14 protein-coding genes are annotated in these 17,087 nt (G+C 58.4%); 5 read left to right on the top strand and 9 right to left on the bottom strand.

Translation table 11 applies throughout. From position 1 onward, the window contains the following. On the bottom strand, nt 1-252 hold the full coding sequence (rpsP, locus tag VGC62_RS06075) for a 30S ribosomal protein S16 (RefSeq protein WP_331186163.1): 252 nt from the start codon (nt 250-252) through the stop codon (nt 1-3). Nucleotides 253-501: 249 nt separating this feature from the next. Continuing rightward, nucleotides 502-1,878: a signal recognition particle protein gene (gene ffh / locus VGC62_RS06070; RefSeq protein ID WP_331186162.1), complete on the bottom strand. Its 1,377-nt coding sequence runs from the start codon at nt 1,876-1,878 to the stop codon at nt 502-504. A gap of 248 nt (nt 1,879-2,126) precedes the next feature. Between ffh and VGC62_RS06065 the strand changes: the two genes are divergently transcribed. The 3 genes from VGC62_RS06065 to VGC62_RS06055 all read left to right on the top strand — a co-directional run bounded on the left by VGC62_RS06065 (nt 2,127) and on the right by VGC62_RS06055 (nt 5,820). Beyond that, the gene (locus VGC62_RS06065; protein WP_331186161.1) at nt 2,127-2,939 is read left to right on the top strand and encodes a cytochrome C assembly family protein; all 813 of its coding nucleotides are present in this window, start codon (nt 2,127-2,129) and stop codon (nt 2,937-2,939) included. A 12-nt stretch (nt 2,940-2,951) separates the two neighbouring features. Next, complete coding sequence (locus VGC62_RS06060) at nt 2,952-4,196, top strand: HlyC/CorC family transporter (protein ID WP_331186160.1); 1,245 nt, start codon at nt 2,952-2,954, stop codon at nt 4,194-4,196. 301 nt (nt 4,197-4,497) lie between these two features. After that, nucleotides 4,498-5,820 carry an MFS transporter gene (locus VGC62_RS06055; RefSeq protein ID WP_331186159.1) on the top strand — a complete coding sequence of 441 codons (1,323 nt, stop codon included), beginning with the start codon at nt 4,498-4,500 and terminating at the stop codon, nt 5,818-5,820. A gap of 391 nt (nt 5,821-6,211) precedes the next feature. On the opposite strand, the gene VGC62_RS06050 is transcribed toward VGC62_RS06055, so the two are convergent. The 7 genes from VGC62_RS06050 to VGC62_RS06020 all read right to left on the bottom strand — a co-directional run bounded on the left by VGC62_RS06050 (nt 6,212) and on the right by VGC62_RS06020 (nt 13,747). Continuing rightward, nucleotides 6,212-6,976 (bottom strand): ABC transporter ATP-binding protein, encoded by a 765-nt coding sequence (locus VGC62_RS06050; RefSeq protein ID WP_331186158.1) that lies wholly within the window; start codon nt 6,974-6,976, stop codon nt 6,212-6,214. A 12-nt stretch (nt 6,977-6,988) separates the two neighbouring features. After that, complete coding sequence (locus VGC62_RS06045; RefSeq protein WP_331186157.1) at nt 6,989-8,107, bottom strand: succinylglutamate desuccinylase/aspartoacylase family protein; 1,119 nt, start codon at nt 8,105-8,107, stop codon at nt 6,989-6,991. A 37-nt stretch (nt 8,108-8,144) separates the two neighbouring features. Beyond that, nucleotides 8,145-8,855, bottom strand: coding sequence for an ABC transporter permease (locus tag VGC62_RS06040; protein ID WP_331186156.1), 711 nt, complete (start codon nt 8,853-8,855; stop codon nt 8,145-8,147). After that, nucleotides 8,852-9,580 (bottom strand): ABC transporter permease, encoded by a 729-nt coding sequence (locus tag VGC62_RS06035; protein WP_331186155.1) that lies wholly within the window; start codon nt 9,578-9,580, stop codon nt 8,852-8,854. Before VGC62_RS06035 ends, VGC62_RS06040 begins: the two co-directional genes overlap by 4 nt. Before the next feature lie 265 nt (nt 9,581-9,845). Next, nucleotides 9,846-10,628, bottom strand: a complete 783-nt coding sequence (locus VGC62_RS06030) for a transporter substrate-binding domain-containing protein (protein ID WP_331186154.1) — start codon at nt 10,626-10,628, stop codon at nt 9,846-9,848. 372 nt (nt 10,629-11,000) lie between these two features. Continuing rightward, nucleotides 11,001-12,716 (bottom strand): ATP-dependent DNA ligase, encoded by a 1,716-nt coding sequence (locus tag VGC62_RS06025; RefSeq protein WP_331186153.1) that lies wholly within the window; start codon nt 12,714-12,716, stop codon nt 11,001-11,003. Then, nucleotides 12,713-13,747, bottom strand: a complete 1,035-nt coding sequence (locus VGC62_RS06020) for a ligase-associated DNA damage response exonuclease (protein ID WP_331186152.1) — start codon at nt 13,745-13,747, stop codon at nt 12,713-12,715. The genes VGC62_RS06025 and VGC62_RS06020 overlap by 4 nt, the downstream gene beginning before the upstream one ends. Nucleotides 13,748-13,923: 176 nt before the next feature. Here VGC62_RS06020 and VGC62_RS06015 point away from each other — a divergent pair, with 176 nt between their 5' ends. Both VGC62_RS06015 and pdeM read left to right on the top strand, forming a co-directional pair. Further along, the gene (locus VGC62_RS06015) at nt 13,924-16,416 is read left to right on the top strand and encodes a ligase-associated DNA damage response DEXH box helicase (RefSeq protein WP_331186151.1); all 2,493 of its coding nucleotides are present in this window, start codon (nt 13,924-13,926) and stop codon (nt 16,414-16,416) included. Then, the gene (pdeM, locus tag VGC62_RS06010; protein ID WP_331186150.1) at nt 16,413-17,069 is read left to right on the top strand and encodes a ligase-associated DNA damage response endonuclease PdeM; all 657 of its coding nucleotides are present in this window, start codon (nt 16,413-16,415) and stop codon (nt 17,067-17,069) included. Before VGC62_RS06015 ends, pdeM begins: the two co-directional genes overlap by 4 nt. Nucleotides 17,070-17,087: the final 18 nt, after the last annotated feature.

Here is a 17,087-nt window from a genome sequence, read left to right as displayed (position 1 = left end):
TCAGGCCGCAGCCTTACCAGATTCCTTCAGCAACTGGGCAACGCGCTCAGAAGGTTGTGCACCAACGCTCAGCCAGTAGGCTACGCGCTCTTGGTTCACGGACAGACGGATTTCCTGACCACGGGCTACCGGGTTGAAGAAACCTACTTGTTCCTTGTGCGAACCGTCGCGTGGGTTACGGCTGTCGGTCACAGTCAGGTGGTAAAACGGGCGCTTTTTGGAGCCGCCAAGGGCAAGACGGATTGTTAGCATGTGAACATCGTTCCTGTAGTCGGTGCTGCAAATCTAAGATGCACAGCGGGCACGGGTGCCCGAAAGGCCGCATATTCTAAGGAATATCCCGACTTTTGCAAATGACTTTTTCCGTCGCCTGCAACCGTGCCATCAAGATTTGCCATGAGCCTGCCTTACAGGAAGGCCGGCAAGTCCCCGCAAATGCGGGTCAATGGGAGTGACCTCCCAAAGAAGTGGTGCGCGGCAAGGAGCTCCCGCGCAGCGTAATTACATTTTCGGCATGCCGCCACGAGGCATCATTGAGCCCATGCCACGCATCATTTTGGCCATTCCGCCCTTGGCGGAGAACTTCTTCATCATCTTTTGCATCTGTTTGTGCTGCTTGATCAGGCGCCCGATGTCTTGCACCTGAGTGCCGGAACCCATGGCGATACGGCGTTTGCGCGAGCCGCTGATCAGTTCGGGGTCGCGACGCTCGGCCGGAGTCATCGAATTGATGATGGCTTCCATCTGCTTGAACTGTTTTTCTGCCGCGCCTTGAGCGTTGCCCATCTGCGCCAGGTTCATGCCACCCATGTTCGGCAGCTTGTCCATCAGGCCGCCAAGACCGCCCATGTTTTTCATTTGCTGCAGTTGATCACGGAAGTCTTCGAGGTCGAAGCCCTTGCCCTTCTTCAGCTTCTTGGCCAGTTTGTCGGCCTTGTCCTTGTCGAGGGTCTGCTCGGCCTGCTCGATCAGGCTGAGCACGTCGCCCATGCCCAGAATGCGTGAAGCGATGCGGTCCGGATGGAATGGCTCGAGCGCGTCGCTCTTCTCGCCCATACCGATGAACTTGATTGGCTTGCCGGTGATGGCGCGGACCGACAACGCGGCACCGCCACGGGCATCACCGTCGACCTTGGTCAGGATCACGCCGGTCAACGGCAGTGCGTCGCCAAAGGCCTTGGCCGTGTTGGCCGCGTCCTGACCGGTCATGGCATCCACCACGAACAGGGTTTCCGCAGGTTTGACTGCCGCGTGCAGGGCCTGGATCTCGCCCATCATCTCAGCGTCGATGTGCAGGCGACCGGCGGTGTCGAGAATCACCACATCGATGAACTTAAGCTTCGCTTCGCGGATAGCGGCTTCGGCGATGTCCACCGGCTTCTGGCTGAGATCGGACGGAAAAAATGTCACGCCGATGTCGTTCGCCAGTGTTTCCAACTGCTTGATGGCCGCAGGACGATATACGTCTGCCGACACCAGCATGACGGTTTTCTTTTTGCGCTCTTTGAGGAATTTCGCCAGTTTCCCCGCCGTGGTGGTTTTACCCGCCCCCTGCAAGCCCGCCATCAATATGACCGCTGGCGGCGTCACGTTGAGGGTCAGCTCTTCGTTGGCGGCCCCCATCATGTCGACAAGTTCTGCCTGGACGATCTTCACGAACGCCTGGCCTGGGGTCAGGCTGCGCGACACCTCGGTGCCAACGGCGCGATCCTTGATTTTGTTGACGAAGTCTTTGACCACCGGCAAGGCGACGTCGGCTTCGAGCAAAGCCATACGTACTTCACGCAAGGTGTCCTTGATGTTGTCTTCGGTCAGCTTTGCCTTGCCAGTGACCTGGCGCAGGGTCTGCGAGAGACGATCTGTCAGATTTTCAAACATGCGCGATCCTTTAGGTTCGTGGCGAACCCCGGTTGTGCGGCCCGGCCCGTAAAGACCCTGTTATATAAAGCACCGGATGAACACAGTGCGGATGAACAGCGCTCGGCGAGCCTATGGCTTGAGCAGGTCGCGGATTATAGCGAAGAGTCCGCGCTACGGACACCACAGGTAGTCTGCTTCTGTGGTCTTTCGTGAAATGTCGGTTCTATGCCAAACTCAGCGCCTTTCGGGCATGCCCAACAGGATCTATGTTCCCCTTGTCACCCAGTTTGCTACCCAGCCTCGCCGCCGCCGTCCTTTATGCCGCTGCGACACTCTATCAAGGCCTGCGCCTGCGCCGTGGCGCAAAGGTCGACAAGTGGCTGCTGTGCCTGATCGGCACCCTTGCCGTCGCGTGTCAGGCCGGCGCCCTGTTTGGTCAGTTGGTGCGCCCCATCGGCCTGGGTCTGGACTTCTTCAGCGCCGCCAGCCTGATTGCGGTCGCCATCATCATCGTGACCATGCTGGCATGCATCCGCATTCCGGTCGAAAACCTGCTGGTCATGATGTTTCCGCTGGGCCTTGTGACGACGCTCATGGCGCAATTCGCGCCCTTGGGCACGCTTCAGCCAATCATTGAAGAAAACGGCATTATCGGCCATATCCTGCTGTCGATACTGGCGTATGGCTTGTTCACCATCGCGGCGTTCCAGGCCTTGTTGCTGCTGGTTCAGGACCGTCAACTGAAAAACAAACACCCGTCCGGCCTGATCAAGAATTTCCCACCGCTGCAAACCATGGAAAGCCTGCTGTTTGGTTTCCTGTGGGCCGGCTGGACACTGCTGTCGATGTCGCTGATTTCCGGCTGGCTGTTCGTCGAGAACCTGTTTGCCCAGCATTTGGTACACAAAACCCTGCTGTCGATTCTGGCCTGGATTGTCTTCAGCGTGTTGTTGTGGGGCCGAAACCGCCTCGGTTGGCGCGGGCACAAAGCTATTCGCTGGACCTTGGGCGGCTTCTGCCTGCTGATGCTGGCTTATTTCGGCAGCAAGCTGGTACGCGAATACATACTGCATATCTGACGGGCGCTGATAATGGATAACTTGCCCATGGGCACGATGCTCGCGGTTCTCATTCTGTTGACCCTGTGGTCCGGATTGCTCACGGCAGTAGAAGCCGCACATCACCAGATCAGGGCCATTCGTGTAAAGCATCGGGCGAGCGATCCTCCCCGACCAACACTGGCGTTCAACCTCAATAGCCTGGTTCTGGCTAATACCTTGATCAAAACGCTGGTCACGGTGGTCGCCACTCTCCTTGCGCTTGCCACCTGGTATTCCAATGGCCCAACAATCGCATGGCTAGTGGTCACCAGCGTTTTGCTGATTTTCGCTGAGTTCATCCCGCGCAAACTCGCGGCACGCCGCCCCGAAGCCATTTTGCTGCTGGGCAACAGCTTGCTGCGAACCCCGATGCAACTGCTCAGACCGCTGACCTGGCTGTACAAAAACATCGCAAAACTATTGCTGCGACCCTTTCTGTCGAAGCGCAACGCGACTTCTTTTGCCGACGACGAAGACGATCTGAGCCCAACCGTTTATCAGGAACACACCGTGCCGCAATCGGGCCGTGCGCAGGTAATTTCCGGGATTTACGCGCTGGACAGCATGACGGTCAACGACATCCTGGTACCACGCAGCGAAGTCGATGGCATCAATCTGGACGAAAGTATTGAGCACATCGTCGAGCAACTGATCATTTCCCGGCACACCCGCCTGCCGGTGTATCACAACGATATCAATCAGGTTGAGGGCATCCTTAACACCCGGATGATCAGCCACCTGTTACCGCGCGGGCAGTTGACCAAAGAAGAATTGATGGCGGCGTGTTACGAACCCTATTTCGTCCCGGAAAGCACGCCGCTGCAGTTGCAATTGCTGAATTTCCACAAGCAGCAGCGACGCACTGGCGTGGTCGTGGACGAATACGGCGAAGTGCTCGGAATCGTGAGCCTGGAAGACATCCTGGAAGAAATCGTCGGCGAATTCGAAAACGAACAGTCCATGAGTAACCCGCATATCCATCCACAGGCCGACGGTCGATTGGTGGTCGATGGCGCGGCATCGATTCGTGAACTGAACAAAAGCCTCGGCTGGCATTTGCCGTCCGACGGACCGAAAACCCTCAACGGCCTGATCACCGAGGCACTGGAAACCATCCCCGAAAGCGCCGTGTGCCTGAAGATTGGCCCGTACCGCCTGGAAACCCTGGAAACCGAAGACAATCGGGTCACGCGCGTCATGATGTGGCAAAGCACGACGCCTAAAGCAGTGCATTAGGGGTTGGATGACCGTTTGAAGCACTTGTGTGCATAACCATGCCCTTTCATAATCGGGCCGCTTACCCAGCCCCGCCGATCCGCGTGCTACCCGCACAAAGTGCGATCCGGCCAGTCACTCAGCCTGACGTTTTGTGCAAGTCCCTTGGCGCCGTGCTCTCATCCCGAGCATTGCCAATGCCCCGCCCTGATCCGGGCTAGTCTGTTCAGCGCTGTACCCAAAATAATTAACGTTTGCCCCAGCGCGCGTGCGACTTTTCGATGGCCGCTGACAGGCAAGATGACTGCCCAGGGATACCCGTATGACAACAACATCGGCCTACCAACCGAGCGACAACGCGCAGGCTCGTCCTGTCAACTCTACCGCCCGAGTCGCGACCGCCAGCTTCATCGGTACTGCCATCGAGTTCTACGACTTCTACGTTTATGCCACCGCTGCGGCACTGGTGATCGGGCCGGTATTCTTCCCGCAAACCTCCAGCACCGCACAAATGCTGTCGGCATTTCTGACATTTGGTATTGCCTTCCTCGCCCGCCCAATCGGATCGTTGCTGTTTGGTCACTTCGGCGATCGCATCGGCCGTAAATCGACATTGGTTGCTTCGTTGCTGCTGATGGGCGTATGCACCACGCTGATTGGCGTATTACCTGGCTATGACGTCATCGGCTCCTGGGCACCGATTCTGCTGTGCGTATTGCGTTTCGGTCAGGGCCTGGGGCTCGGCGGCGAATGGGGCGGCGCAGCGCTGTTGGCCACCGAAAACGCGCCGAAAGGCAAGCGAGCCTGGTTCGGCATGTTTCCGCAGTTAGGTCCGTCGATTGGTTTCCTCGCCGCCAACGGCCTGTTTCTGACCTTGGCAATGACGCTGGACGACGAGCAATTCCGTTCGTGGGGCTGGCGGATTCCATTCCTGCTCAGTGCAGTACTGGTAATCATCGGTCTGTACGTGCGTTTGAAACTGGAAGAAACCCCGGTCTTTGCCAAAGCCATCGCGCGCCATGAACGCGTAAAGATGCCGATTACCGAGCTATTCGCCCAGTACTGGGTACCGATGTTGCTGGGTGCGGCGTCGATGGTGGTGTGCTATGCACTGTTCTATATCTCGACGGTGTTTTCCCTGAGCTATGGGGTGAAATCCCTGGGCTATACGCGTGAAACCTTCCTCGCCCTGCTGTGCTTCGCGGTGCTGTTCATGGCCCTTGCGACGCCGCTATCGGCCTGGGCCAGCGACCGTTTCGGGCGCAAGCCGGTGCTGATCATTGGTGGCGTGTTGGCGATTTTGTCTGGGTTCCTCATGGAGCCATTGCTGACCCACGGCACGACATGGGCAGTGGCGCTATTTCTGTCGATTGAGCTGTTCCTGATGGGCGTGACCTTCGCCCCGATGGGCGCACTGCTGCCTGAACTGTTTCCTACGCGTGTGCGTTATACCGGCGCATCAGCGGCCTACAACATCGGCGGCATTGTCGGGGCCTCGGTGGCACCGTTCTTTGCGCAGAAGCTGGTGGAGATGGGCGGATTGAGCTGGGTTGGCGGGTACGTGTCGGCGGCAGCATTGCTCAGCCTGATTGCCGTGTTGTGCCTGAAAGAAACTCGACATCGGGATTTGGATACGATTGCGTAATCCAAACAAGATCGGTCCCCACGCAGAGCCGCGGGACCGATCAGAAACCTGCTTGTACTTACCAAGAGCCAAGGTGTTGGCAACAGGCATGATGCGCCGTGTCAGGCAGACCGCTTCGCGAACACGTTCGCTCCACTGTGAAGTGCGCCCCAAATGTTGGAGCCGGGCTTGTCCCGCGAGCCGCGGGGAACCCGTCGTAAACCTGCGCACACGGTGGGACAGGCAGACCGCGCACACCGGGTTTACTGCCGCTGCGCGCCAGGTCGCGGGACAAGCCGCGCTCCTACAGGGCGTTCTGGCCCTTTTTATACGGCCAAGCTTTTCAGCGAATAACACCTGCTGAAAGCTTGACCGGGAACAGAGTATCTACAGAGGGCACAGAGGGTGCTGGCTACTTCAGGTTCCCGCTCAAAAACTGCTTCAACCGCTCGCTCTTCGGATTACCCAGCACCTCATCCGGGTGGCCTACTTCTTCGATCTGGCCCTGGTGCAGGAACACCACTTGATTCGCCACTTTGCGCGCGAAGCCCATTTCGTGGGTTACCAGGATCATGGTGCGGCCTTCTTCGGCCAAGCCCTGAATCACTTTCAAGACTTCCCCCACCAACTCAGGGTCGAGTGCTGACGTAGGCTCGTCGAACAGCATGATCTCCGGCTCCATTGCCAGCGCGCGGGCAATCGCCACGCGCTGCTGCTGACCGCCAGACAGAAACGCCGGGTATTGGTCAGCAACACGCGGCGGCAGACCGACCTTTTCCAGGTATTTGCGAGCACGGTCTTCGGCTTCGATTTTCGAAACGCCCAGCACTCTGCGTGGGGCCATAGTGATGTTTTCCAGCACCGTCATATGGCTCCACAGATTGAAGTGCTGAAACACCATGGCCAGACGCGTTCGGATGCGTTGCAGTTCGGCCGGGTCCGCCACGCGCATGCCAGTGGCATCACCGACCATGCGGATTTGCTGCCCATCTAGAGTCATCGCGCCATCATTGGGCTGTTCGAGAAAGTTGATACAGCGCAGGAAGGTACTTTTGCCCGAACCACTGGCGCCGATCAGGCAGATCACGTCGCCGACGTTGGCCTTGAGCGAAACGCCTTTGAGCACCTGGTGGTCGCCGTAGCTTTTATGCAGACCGTCGATGGTCAGTTTGTACATGACTGGCAATCCTTAAGGAGAAAGTAGGTAGCCGCTGCGATAAGCATCAACGCCAGCAATATGCGCAATGACCATGCCGGCAGTCGCCATGCGTCGCAAGGATCGGGCGTACATCAGGCCAGCGTTGAGCGCCTGGATCGTGGTGACCGAATCGCTGATCGGGTCGATGACCTCGGCGATCAATTGCCCCGCCTCGACGTATTCGCCCGGCTGTGTACAGAACACCAGCAAGCCGCCGACAGGCGTGGCAACCGGTTCGACCGCCGCCAGTGGCGTCGCCGGGTACAACAATTGAGGTTGAGGCTCGGGCTCGCCAGCGATTGCACCGTAGTGCATCAAGTAGCTGATGATCGCCTGAGAGTCACGACTGCCGAGGGCGTGATTGACATCCCCTTGACCGCGTAACTCCAGCGTGACCGAAAAGCTGCCCTGCGCTATATCGAAGCGGCTCTCGAAACGCTGTTGCAGTTGCCACCACACCAGCGTGAAACATTCGTCGAACGACTGCCCACCGGAATCGGTCGCCAACAAGCTCGCCTGAGCGCCAAGGTAGCGCGACAGCGGCTCGACCTGCGACCAAGCCTCGGGCGTGGTGTACAAATGCTCGACCGATTCGAAATCGCAATGCAGGTCCAGCACCATGTCGGCATCGCATGCCAAACGCTGCAGCGTCAGGCGCTGGGATTCCAACTGAGTGCTGGCGACACGCGCTTTCAATGCTGCAAGCAGGGTGGTGCGGATCAATCGTACGTTGTGGTCGGCGTCGTCAGTGAGGCTCGATTCGATTTCATCGCCCACTTGCTGGCTCAGGTCGACAAACCAGCGGTTGAAGTTCTGCCCGCTTTCCAACTCATAACGGCCCAGCGGAATGTCCATCAGCACTTGTTCAAGGCCAATCGGGTTAGCCACTGGAACGACGACGATCTCGCCCAGCAGTTGTCCGGCGCTTTCAAGTTCGGTCAGACGCCGCTTGAGGTGCCAGGCAACCAACATGCCCGGCAGTTCATCGGCGTGCAGCGAAGCCTGGATGTAAACCTTGCAGGCGCCGTTTTCCGGGCCGTAATGGAAACTGTGGATCTGTCGCGCCGTGCCTGGCACTGGCGCCAACAGATCGTGAGTTTGGTGTCGCATTGAAAAGTCCTAATGTCGGAGCCTAGAGAGAAGCAGCCTAGTGAGCGGGGCCCAGGAACGCCAGCCAGCGGCGTTCAGCGAGTCGGAACAGTCCGACCAGAATGAAGGTCACTGCCAGGTAGATCAGCGCCGCGATGCCGAACGATTGAAAGGTCAGGAATGTCGCCGAGTTCGCGTCACGTGCCACTTTCAGGATATCCGGCACAGTGGCGGTGAAGGCCACGGTGGTCGAATGCAGCATCAGAATCACTTCATTGCTGTAATACGGCAGCGACCGACGTAAGGCAGACGGCATGATCACATAGGCATAGAGCTTCCAGCCGGTCAGACCGTAGGCCTTGGCCGCTTCGACTTCGCCATGGTTCATGCTGCGGATCGCGCCGGCAAAAATCTCGGTGGTGTACGCGCAGGTATTCAAGGCAAAGGCGAGAATGGTGCAGTTCATGGCGTCGCGAAAGAACGCGCCGAGCATTGGCTGCTCACGCACGGCGGCGATGCTATAGATGCCGGTGTAGCAAATCAGCAATTGGATATAGAGCGGCGTACCGCGGAACAGATAGGTATAGAACTGTACCGGCCAGCGGATCAGCGGGTTGCCCGATACACGAGCAATCGACAGCGGAATCGACACAACGAAGCCGATCGCGATCGAGGCGCTGAGCAGCCAAAGGGTCATGGCCAGGCCAGTAATGTTCTGGCCGTCCGTATAAAGGAAGGGACGCCAGTATTCCTGAAGCAGTTCGATCATCGTTGAGCCTCCCGGCTGCCTGCTGCATAACGCCGTTCAGCCCAACGCAGCGCGACGTTGGAGGCGCTGGTGATCAACAGATAGATCAATGCGGCGAGCACCAGAAAATAAAATAGCTGATAGGTACTTTTGCCAGCGTCCTGAGCAGCTTTGACCAGGTCGGCCAGGCCGATGATCGACACCAGCGCGGTGGCCTTGAGCACCACTTGCCAGTTATTACCGATGCCTGGCAGCGCGAAACGCATCATTTGCGGAAACACCACGTAACGAAAGCGCTGACTGCGGGACAAGCCATAGGCGGTAGCTGCTTCGACCTGACCACGCGGAACCGCGAGGATCGCGCCACGGAAAGTCTCAGTGAAATAAGCGCCATAAATGAAGCCAAGTGTGATGACACCTGCGCTGAAGGGGTCGATTTCTATGTAGTCCCATTCCATGGCGTCGGTCAGGGTACTGAGCCAGGTTTGCAGGCTATAGAAGATCAGCAGCATCAGCACCAGATCGGGTACGCCACGAATCAAGGTCGTATACACCTGAGCGGGTACTCGCAGGATAGCGGCTTTGGACAGTTTGGCGCTGGCGCCCAGCAGGCCAAGCAAAATGGCCAGCAGCAGCGACATTACCGATAATTTGATGGTCATCCAGGTGCCTTCGAGCAGCAGCGGGCCGAAGCCTTTCAAGCTGAATGCTGACAGTCCCAGGTTTTGCAGGAGGGTTTCGAACATGTGCAACCTATACAGTCAATAAAAACGCCCATCGATTTCACGGGCCGTGTAAAAACTACTGCGGGCTGGGCACCTTCGGCGTTACGCGCACAATACCGCGTTAGAACAGGCGAAAAATGCTCATTTAGAACATCTGAAGTCAGTCGCGATTGCGGCCGCTTTGCGCCTGTTTTTTGCCTCGTAGTGCCTTTTCGCTCGCTACGCTTTCACACGGTCTGTCAGCGAGGGATTGGATGATCGCTGAAATCGAGGGGCGTTTGTTTTCTTATTTACCGCTGTACAGATTCAGATCGCCGAAGTGCTTCTTCTGGATCTCGGCGTATTTACCGTCGTCGTGTAACGCTTTGATACCTTTATCCAAAAGTGCTTTCAGGTCTTTGTTACCTTTCGAGATACCGACCGCAGTTTTGGCTGGCAGCAGAGGGCTATCGATTGGCTTGCTGACTTCGTAATCGGCGCCTTGTGGCGACTTCAGAAAGCCCAGTTCAGCTTGCAGCATGTCTTGAACAGAGGCGTCCAGACGGCCCGATACCAAGTCCGCGTAAACCTGATCCTGGTTGGCGTAAGCCTGGGTTTTCACGCCAGCCTTGTCCAGAACGGCCTTGGCGTAGGCTTCCTGAATGGTGCCCTGCTCATAGCCAACGGTTTTGCCTTTGAGCGACGCTGGGTCTGCGGTGAAGCCTGCGCCTTTCTTGAACACCAGCGAAGTTGGGCCGGAGAACAGCTCAGAAGAGAAGTCGATGACTTTCTCACGCGCTTCGGTAACGGTCATCGAGGAGATAACGCCGTCGAATTTGTTGGCTTTGAGGCCAGGAATCATGCCGTCGAAATCGCTTTCAACCCATTTGCACTTGACCTTCAGCTCTGCACAGATCGCGTTGCCCAGATCGATGTCGAAGCCAACGAGGCTGCCGTCAGCGGCCTTCGATTCAAACGGTGCGTAGGAAGGATCGACGCCAAAACGCAGCTCCTTGTATTCCTTGGCCATTGCGTTACCAGCGGCCAGACAGATGGCGAGTGCAGAAAGGGTCAGCCATGCTTTTTTCATCGTTCAGTCCTTAAAACCAAATTGAGCGTTGGGAACACGCGAAGGCTTGCTACCGGCGAGTGCCAGACGCAAATAGACAGCAATTTCCGAACCAAAGATACGAACGTGCGTTTTAAATGTACGCAGTTGTCGCAATGGTGACTTTGAGCCATCTCCGTCTTTTCGCGGGCTTGTTGGGGTCGGGGGAGAGGGTAGCAAGAATTGCGGCAGAGGCTTTCTGTAGGAGCGAACTTATTCGCGAAGCGGCGTACCCGATACTCCGCGTAAACTCCCACGCTCACAAATTGGCTCCGACAGAACAGATCGGCCACCGCGTGGAGGTTTCCAAGCCCAAAACAGGGCGCGCCGAATCGACCGCACCAAAACGGCGCATCAGCCCAGCAAGTCCTGCAACGTCGCCAGGCTGTCCGCTTCTGCGACCGGCTTGTCCTGTCGCCACCTGAGCATCCTCGGAAACCGCACGGCAATCCCGCTTTTATGCCGCTTGGACAGGGCAATGCCCTCAAATCCCAACTCAAACACCAGGGTCGGCGTAACGCTGCGCACCGGGCCAAATTTCTCGACGGTGGTCTTGCGGATGATTGCATCGACTTTGCGCATTTCTTCATCGGTCAGCCCGGAATACGCCTTGGCAAAGGGCACAAGCGTGCGTTCACTGGCGTCTTGCGGACCGTCCCACACCGCGAAGGTGTAATCGCTGTACAAGCTTGCGCGACGCCCATGACCACGTTGCGCATAGATTAAAACGGCATCGACGCTGAACGGGTCGATTTTCCATTTCCACCACACGCCCATGTCTTTGGTACGGCCCACACCGTACAGCGAGTCCCGCGCCTTGAGCATCATGCCCTCGACCCCTAGGCTCCTGGACGCTTCGCGCTGTTTGCCGAGGTCCAGCCAATCCTCGCCACTGAGCACTGGGGAAGGCAGCAACACCGGGTTTTGGCAGGTCTGAACCAGGGTTTCCAATTGCGTGCGGCGTTCATGTTGGGGGCGGCTGCGCCAATCATGCCCCTGCCATTCCAATAAGTCGTAGGCCAGGATTACCACCGGCACGTCTTCAAGGATTTTCTTGCCCAGAGTCTTACGGCCTATACGCTGCTGCAGCAGGGCGAATGGCAGCACCGACGGCGATGCAGCGCTCGGGGTGTCGGGAGCGGGGGCAGTGAGGGCAAAACCGTCCTGATGGTCGGTTTCAGCGGTTGGCGCTTTCCACACTACGATCTCGCCGTCGATCACTGTGCCGTCCGGCAGGCATTGCGTGAGGCTGTGCAGTTCTGGGAAGCGGTCAGTCACCAATTCCTCGCCCCTGGACCAGATCCACAATCGCCCCTCGCGCTTGACCACTTGGGCACGGATGCCGTCCCACTTCCATTCCACTTGCCAGTTCTCAGCCGGCCCAAGCAGGGCGTCAAACTGCTCGACCGGTTGTTGCATCGCATGGGCGAGAAAAAACGGATACGGCTGACCGCCACGCTGAGCATGTTCGTCTTCGGACTCTGCCGCGATCAGCGTCAAAAAGTCCTCGGCGCTGGGCTGATGAGACAGGTCGGTGTAGCCCACCAGCCGTTGTGCCACCCGTTTGCTGTCGATGTTGGCCAAGGCTGCTAGAGCGCGGGTGACCAGTAGTTTCGACACACCGACGCGAAAGCTGCCGGTGATCAACTTCAAGCACACCATCAGGCTTAGCCGGTCGAACTGCGCCCAGAGGGTCGGCAATCGCTCAACCAATGCCTGCGGCGCAAGGCCGCGCAATGGCAACAGTTTGTCTTCCATCCAAGCGGCCAGGCCCACATCGGAGTTGTATTCAGCTTGCGGCAGCAGCAACGAGAGGGTTTCGGCGAGGTCACCCACGGCCTGGTAGCTTTCTTCGAACAGCCATTGCGGTAGCTGCGACAGACGGGTGGCCTGCTCCCTGAGCAAGCGCGTCGGCACTAACTGTCGAGGACGTCCACCGGACAAAAAGTACACCGCCCATGCAGCATCTTCCGGTGGCGCACTGGCAAAGTATTGCCGCATTGCCGCCAGTTTGGCGTTGCTGGAGGTCGTGGCATCGAGCAGCGAATACAGTTCGGCGAAGGCTTTCATGCGCTGGCCTCGCTGGTTGCTTCAGACTTGGCCGCAGCGTCGTCTTCTTCATCACCGTATTCGGTGGAAAAACCCTGTGCGTCGAGCCCCAACTCACGCAGATAGCGCACCAATACGGCCACTGAACCGTGAGTCACCATCACCCGCTCGGCGCCAGTGTTTTCGATTGCCCACAACAGGCCTGGCCAATCGGCGTGATCGGACAGCACAAAGCCGCGGTCCACGCCGCGCCGACGTCGGGTGCCTCGCAGCATCATCCAGCCGCTGGCGAACGCGTCGCTGAAGTCGCCGAAGCGGCGCATCCAGGTGCTGCCGCCCGCGGAGGGCGGAGCGATGATCAATGCATGGCGCAGCGCCGGATCTGTTTTTTTGAAGTCGCCGGCGTATAGCGTTTCCGGAATGCGCACACCTGCTTGGCGATAAACGCGGTTGAGCGGTTCGACCGCGCCATGCGCCAAAATCGGGCCGATGCTTGGGTCTATGCCATGCAAGATGCGCTGGGCCTTGCCGAAGGAATAAGCGAATAAAACGCTGGCCTTGCCCACTGCGGCATTGGCCCGCCACCAATCGTTGATGCCGGTGAAGATTTGCGACTGCGGTTGCCAGCGATAGATCGGCAGGCCGAAGGTCGATTCGGTGATGAAGGTGTGGCAGCGCACCGACTCGAATGGCGCGCAGGTGCCATCAGGTTCGACTTTGTAATCGCCCGAAGCAACCCAGACCTCGCCCTGATATTCCAGGCGTACCTGCGCCGAGCCGAGCACATGGCCAGCCGGGTGCAGGCTCAGTTTTACGCCGTGATGAGTGATACTTTCGCGGTACTCGAGGGTTTGCAGGTTGATGTCCAGGCCCAGTCGTGAACGCAGAATACCCTCGCCAGACGCCGCCGCCAGATAGTGCTGATTACCAGTGCGCGCATGATCGCCATGAGCGTGGGTGATGACCGCACGCTCGACCGGGCGCCACGGATCGATATAAAAATCGCCCGGCGGGCAGTACAAACCTTCGGGGCGGGCAACGACAAGATCCATGGTATGACCAGATGAAGAGGGCTTGTCAGTTATGAGCGAAACGCGCGGTGGATCGTTCCCGGAATCGGGCAGGATGCCAGAGTCCGTTGTCGCCAACAGGACTTGCACTTTCACCAAACTAATCCCCTGCCCCGGCTGTCTCTGACTTAACCCAGCCCAGAGTCGTCAGCCCACGCATGCCCAAATCTTCCGATTTCGCCCAGCGATGGTTTGCCACCCGTGGCTGGAAGCCGTTTGCGTTCCAAAAAGAGGTCTGGGCCGCAGTCAAGCGAGGCGAGTCAGGCTTGTTGCATGCCAGCACCGGGGCAGGCAAAACCTACTCGGTATGGTTCGGCGCGCTCAATCGTTTCGCCCACTGCGCACCACCCATTGCCGATGACAAACCAAAAAAACGCAAACCGCCTGCCCCCGCTCTGAGCGTGCTGTGGATCACGCCGATGCGTGCCTTAGCCGCTGACACCGCCCGAGCGCTGGAAGCGCCGCTTAAGGCGCTCGATATCCCCTGGTCGGTCGGCCTGCGAACAGGCGACACCAGTAGCAGCGAGCGAGCAAAACAGGGACGGCGCTTGCCCACCGCGCTGATCACCACGCCCGAGAGCCTGACGCTGTTGCTCACCCGTGCAGACGCACAGGTTGCCCTGTCGACCGTGAAAATGATCGTGGTCGATGAATGGCACGAATTGATTGGCAATAAACGCGGCGTGCAGTTGCAACTGGCGTTGGCGCGATTACGTCGCTGGAACCCTAAGTTAATCGTCTGGGGTCTGTCCGCCACCCTCGGCAATCAAGCCCATGCGCAACAGGTGTTGCTCGGCGAGGGCGGCATTACGGTACAGGGCAAAGTGATTAAGGAGCTGATCATAGACACCCTGTTACCACCCTCCATCGAGCGGTTTCCGTGGGCGGGCCACATGGGGCTGCGGATGTTGCCGCAAGTGGTTGCCGAGGTCGAGGCCAGCAGCAGTTGCCTGTTGTTTACCAATACCCGCGCGCAGTCAGAAATCTGGTACCAGGCGTTGCTCGACGTGCGCCCCGACTGGGCAGGCCTGATCGCTTTGCATCACGGTTCACTGTCAAGAGAGGTCCGCGATTGGGTAGAGCGCGCGCTCAAGGAAGGCCACCTCAAAGCGGTGGTCTGCACATCGAGCCTCGATCTGGGGGTGGACTTTTTGCCGGTGGAGCGCGTGTTGCAGATCGGCTCGCCAAAAGGCGTTGCGCGCCTGATGCAACGCGCCGGGCGTTCAGGGCATGCACCTGGCAGGCCATCGCGGGTCACATTGGTGCCAACCCACAGCCTGGAACTGATAGAAGCGGCGGCAGCTCACGACGCAGTGGCGGCGCGCATGATTGAGCCAAGGGAATCGCCGCACAAGTCGCTGGATGTCCTGGTACAGCATTTGGTGAGCATGGCGCTGGGCGACGGCTTCTTACCTGATGAACTGCTCGCCGAAGTGCGCACCGCCTGGGCTTATCAAGATTTAACCGATGACGAATGGCGTTGGGCATTGGCGTTTGTGCGCCATGGCGGGCTGTCGCTGACCGCTTACCCCGATTACCGACGGGTCGAGCCTGACGAACACGGCGTCTGGCGCGTGCCTGATGCACGGCTGGCGCGTCGGCATCGAATGAGCGTCGGCACCATCGTCAGCGACGCCAGCATCAACGTGAAATATTGGCGCAAAGGCGGTGGCGGCGGATCGCTCGGCAGCGTCGAAGAAGGCTTTATCGCGCGCCTCAAGCCCGGCGATGGTTTTCTCTTTGGTGGGCGTCTGTTGGAGCTGGTGCGCGTCGAAAACATGACCGCCTACGTAAAACGCGCTACTAGCAAAAAAGCCGCCGTCCCGCGCTGGAATGGCGGACGGATGCCACTTTCCAGCGAACTGGCCGACGCGGTAGTGGATAAATTCGACGCCGCAGCCCATGAAGATTTCTCAAGCCCGGAGATGCTGGCTGTCAGGCCTTTGCTGGAAGTGCAACGCAAATGGTCCGCCCTGCCGCGCAAGAACACCTTGCTGGCAGAGGTGCTGAAGTCTCGCGAGGGCTGGCACTGCTTTCTCTACCCCTTCGCCGGACGCCATGTTCATCTGGGCCTGGCGAGCCTGCTGGCCTGGCGCCTGAGTCGAGATTGCCCGCTGACGTTTTCCATTGCGGTCAACGACTATGGCTTCGAACTCCTCAGCGCTACCGAAATCGATTGGGCCGCGCAACTGCAGCCGACGTTGTTTTCAGAAGATCAGCTGCTTCCCGACATCATCGCCAGTCTGAATGCAGGGGAACTGGCCTTGCGGCGCTTTCGGGAAATCGCCCGCATCGCTGGGCTGGTCTTCTCTGGTTATCCGGGGGCACCGAAAAGCAATCGCCAGCTTCAGGCGTCCAGCGGGCTGTTTTTCGAAGTTTTCAAACAATATGATCCGGCCAATCTACTGCTGACACAGGCCGAGGAGGAAGTCATGCGTCAGGAACTGGATGTCGCGCGACTTGAGCGCACCTTGCAGCACATCAACCGTCGCCAGTTGGATTTACAACTGGTCAAGCGTCCCACGCCCTTGGCCTTTCCGCTGTTGGTCGAAAGGATGCGCGAAAGCCTCAGCAGCGAGAAACTGTCCGACCGCATTACGCGCATGGTGCGCGATCTGGAGAAAGCGGCCGGACCTGAGGTCGATAGTTGAAGCCTTGGCTGCCCCTTGAGCTGGCCGGTGCAGAGTTGTATTTGTTGGCGGACAAGGCCGTCTACTATCCCGCCGAACGCACCTTACTGATTGCCGATGCACATTTCGGCAAAGCAGCGGCTTATCGAAAGCTTGGCCAGCCCGTTCCCCACGGCACTACCGAAAACAACCTGCTACGCCTGGATGCATTATTGAGAACATGGGCCTGCGATCACTTGATCTTCCTTGGGGATTTTCTGCACGCCCCGCAATCCCATGCGACCGGAACATTAGCGGCGCTTGACCAGTGGCGAGCACGGCATGTCGGTTTAGACATCACGCTGATCCGCGGCAACCATGACAAACGGGCGGGCGACCCTCCACAGGGCCTGGGTATTGACGTCGTGACAGAGCCGTTGCTAACAGGGCCGTTCGCACTGCAACACGAGCCACATCCGCACCCAACCCATCATGTGCTGGCCGGTCACGTACATCCTGTCTACCGGTTGTACGGCAAAGGACGACAGCGACTGAGACTGCCATGCTTTTACGTGCAGGAAACAATCACGTTACTGCCAGCCTTCGGCGCATTCACGGGTGGGATGAATGTCGAGCACACGACAGACAGTCGAATCTATGTCATCGGCGACGGGGCGATCTGGGAAACCCCTTGACGAGCCGACTCATCGATC

It is taken from the genome of Pseudomonas sp. (assembly GCF_036404235.1).
In the GTDB taxonomy this organism is placed as follows: domain Bacteria; phylum Pseudomonadota; class Gammaproteobacteria; order Pseudomonadales; family Pseudomonadaceae; genus Aquipseudomonas.
The sequence above is the reverse complement of the archived record's forward strand: the minus strand, read 5'-3'. Positions and strand labels throughout refer to the sequence as shown.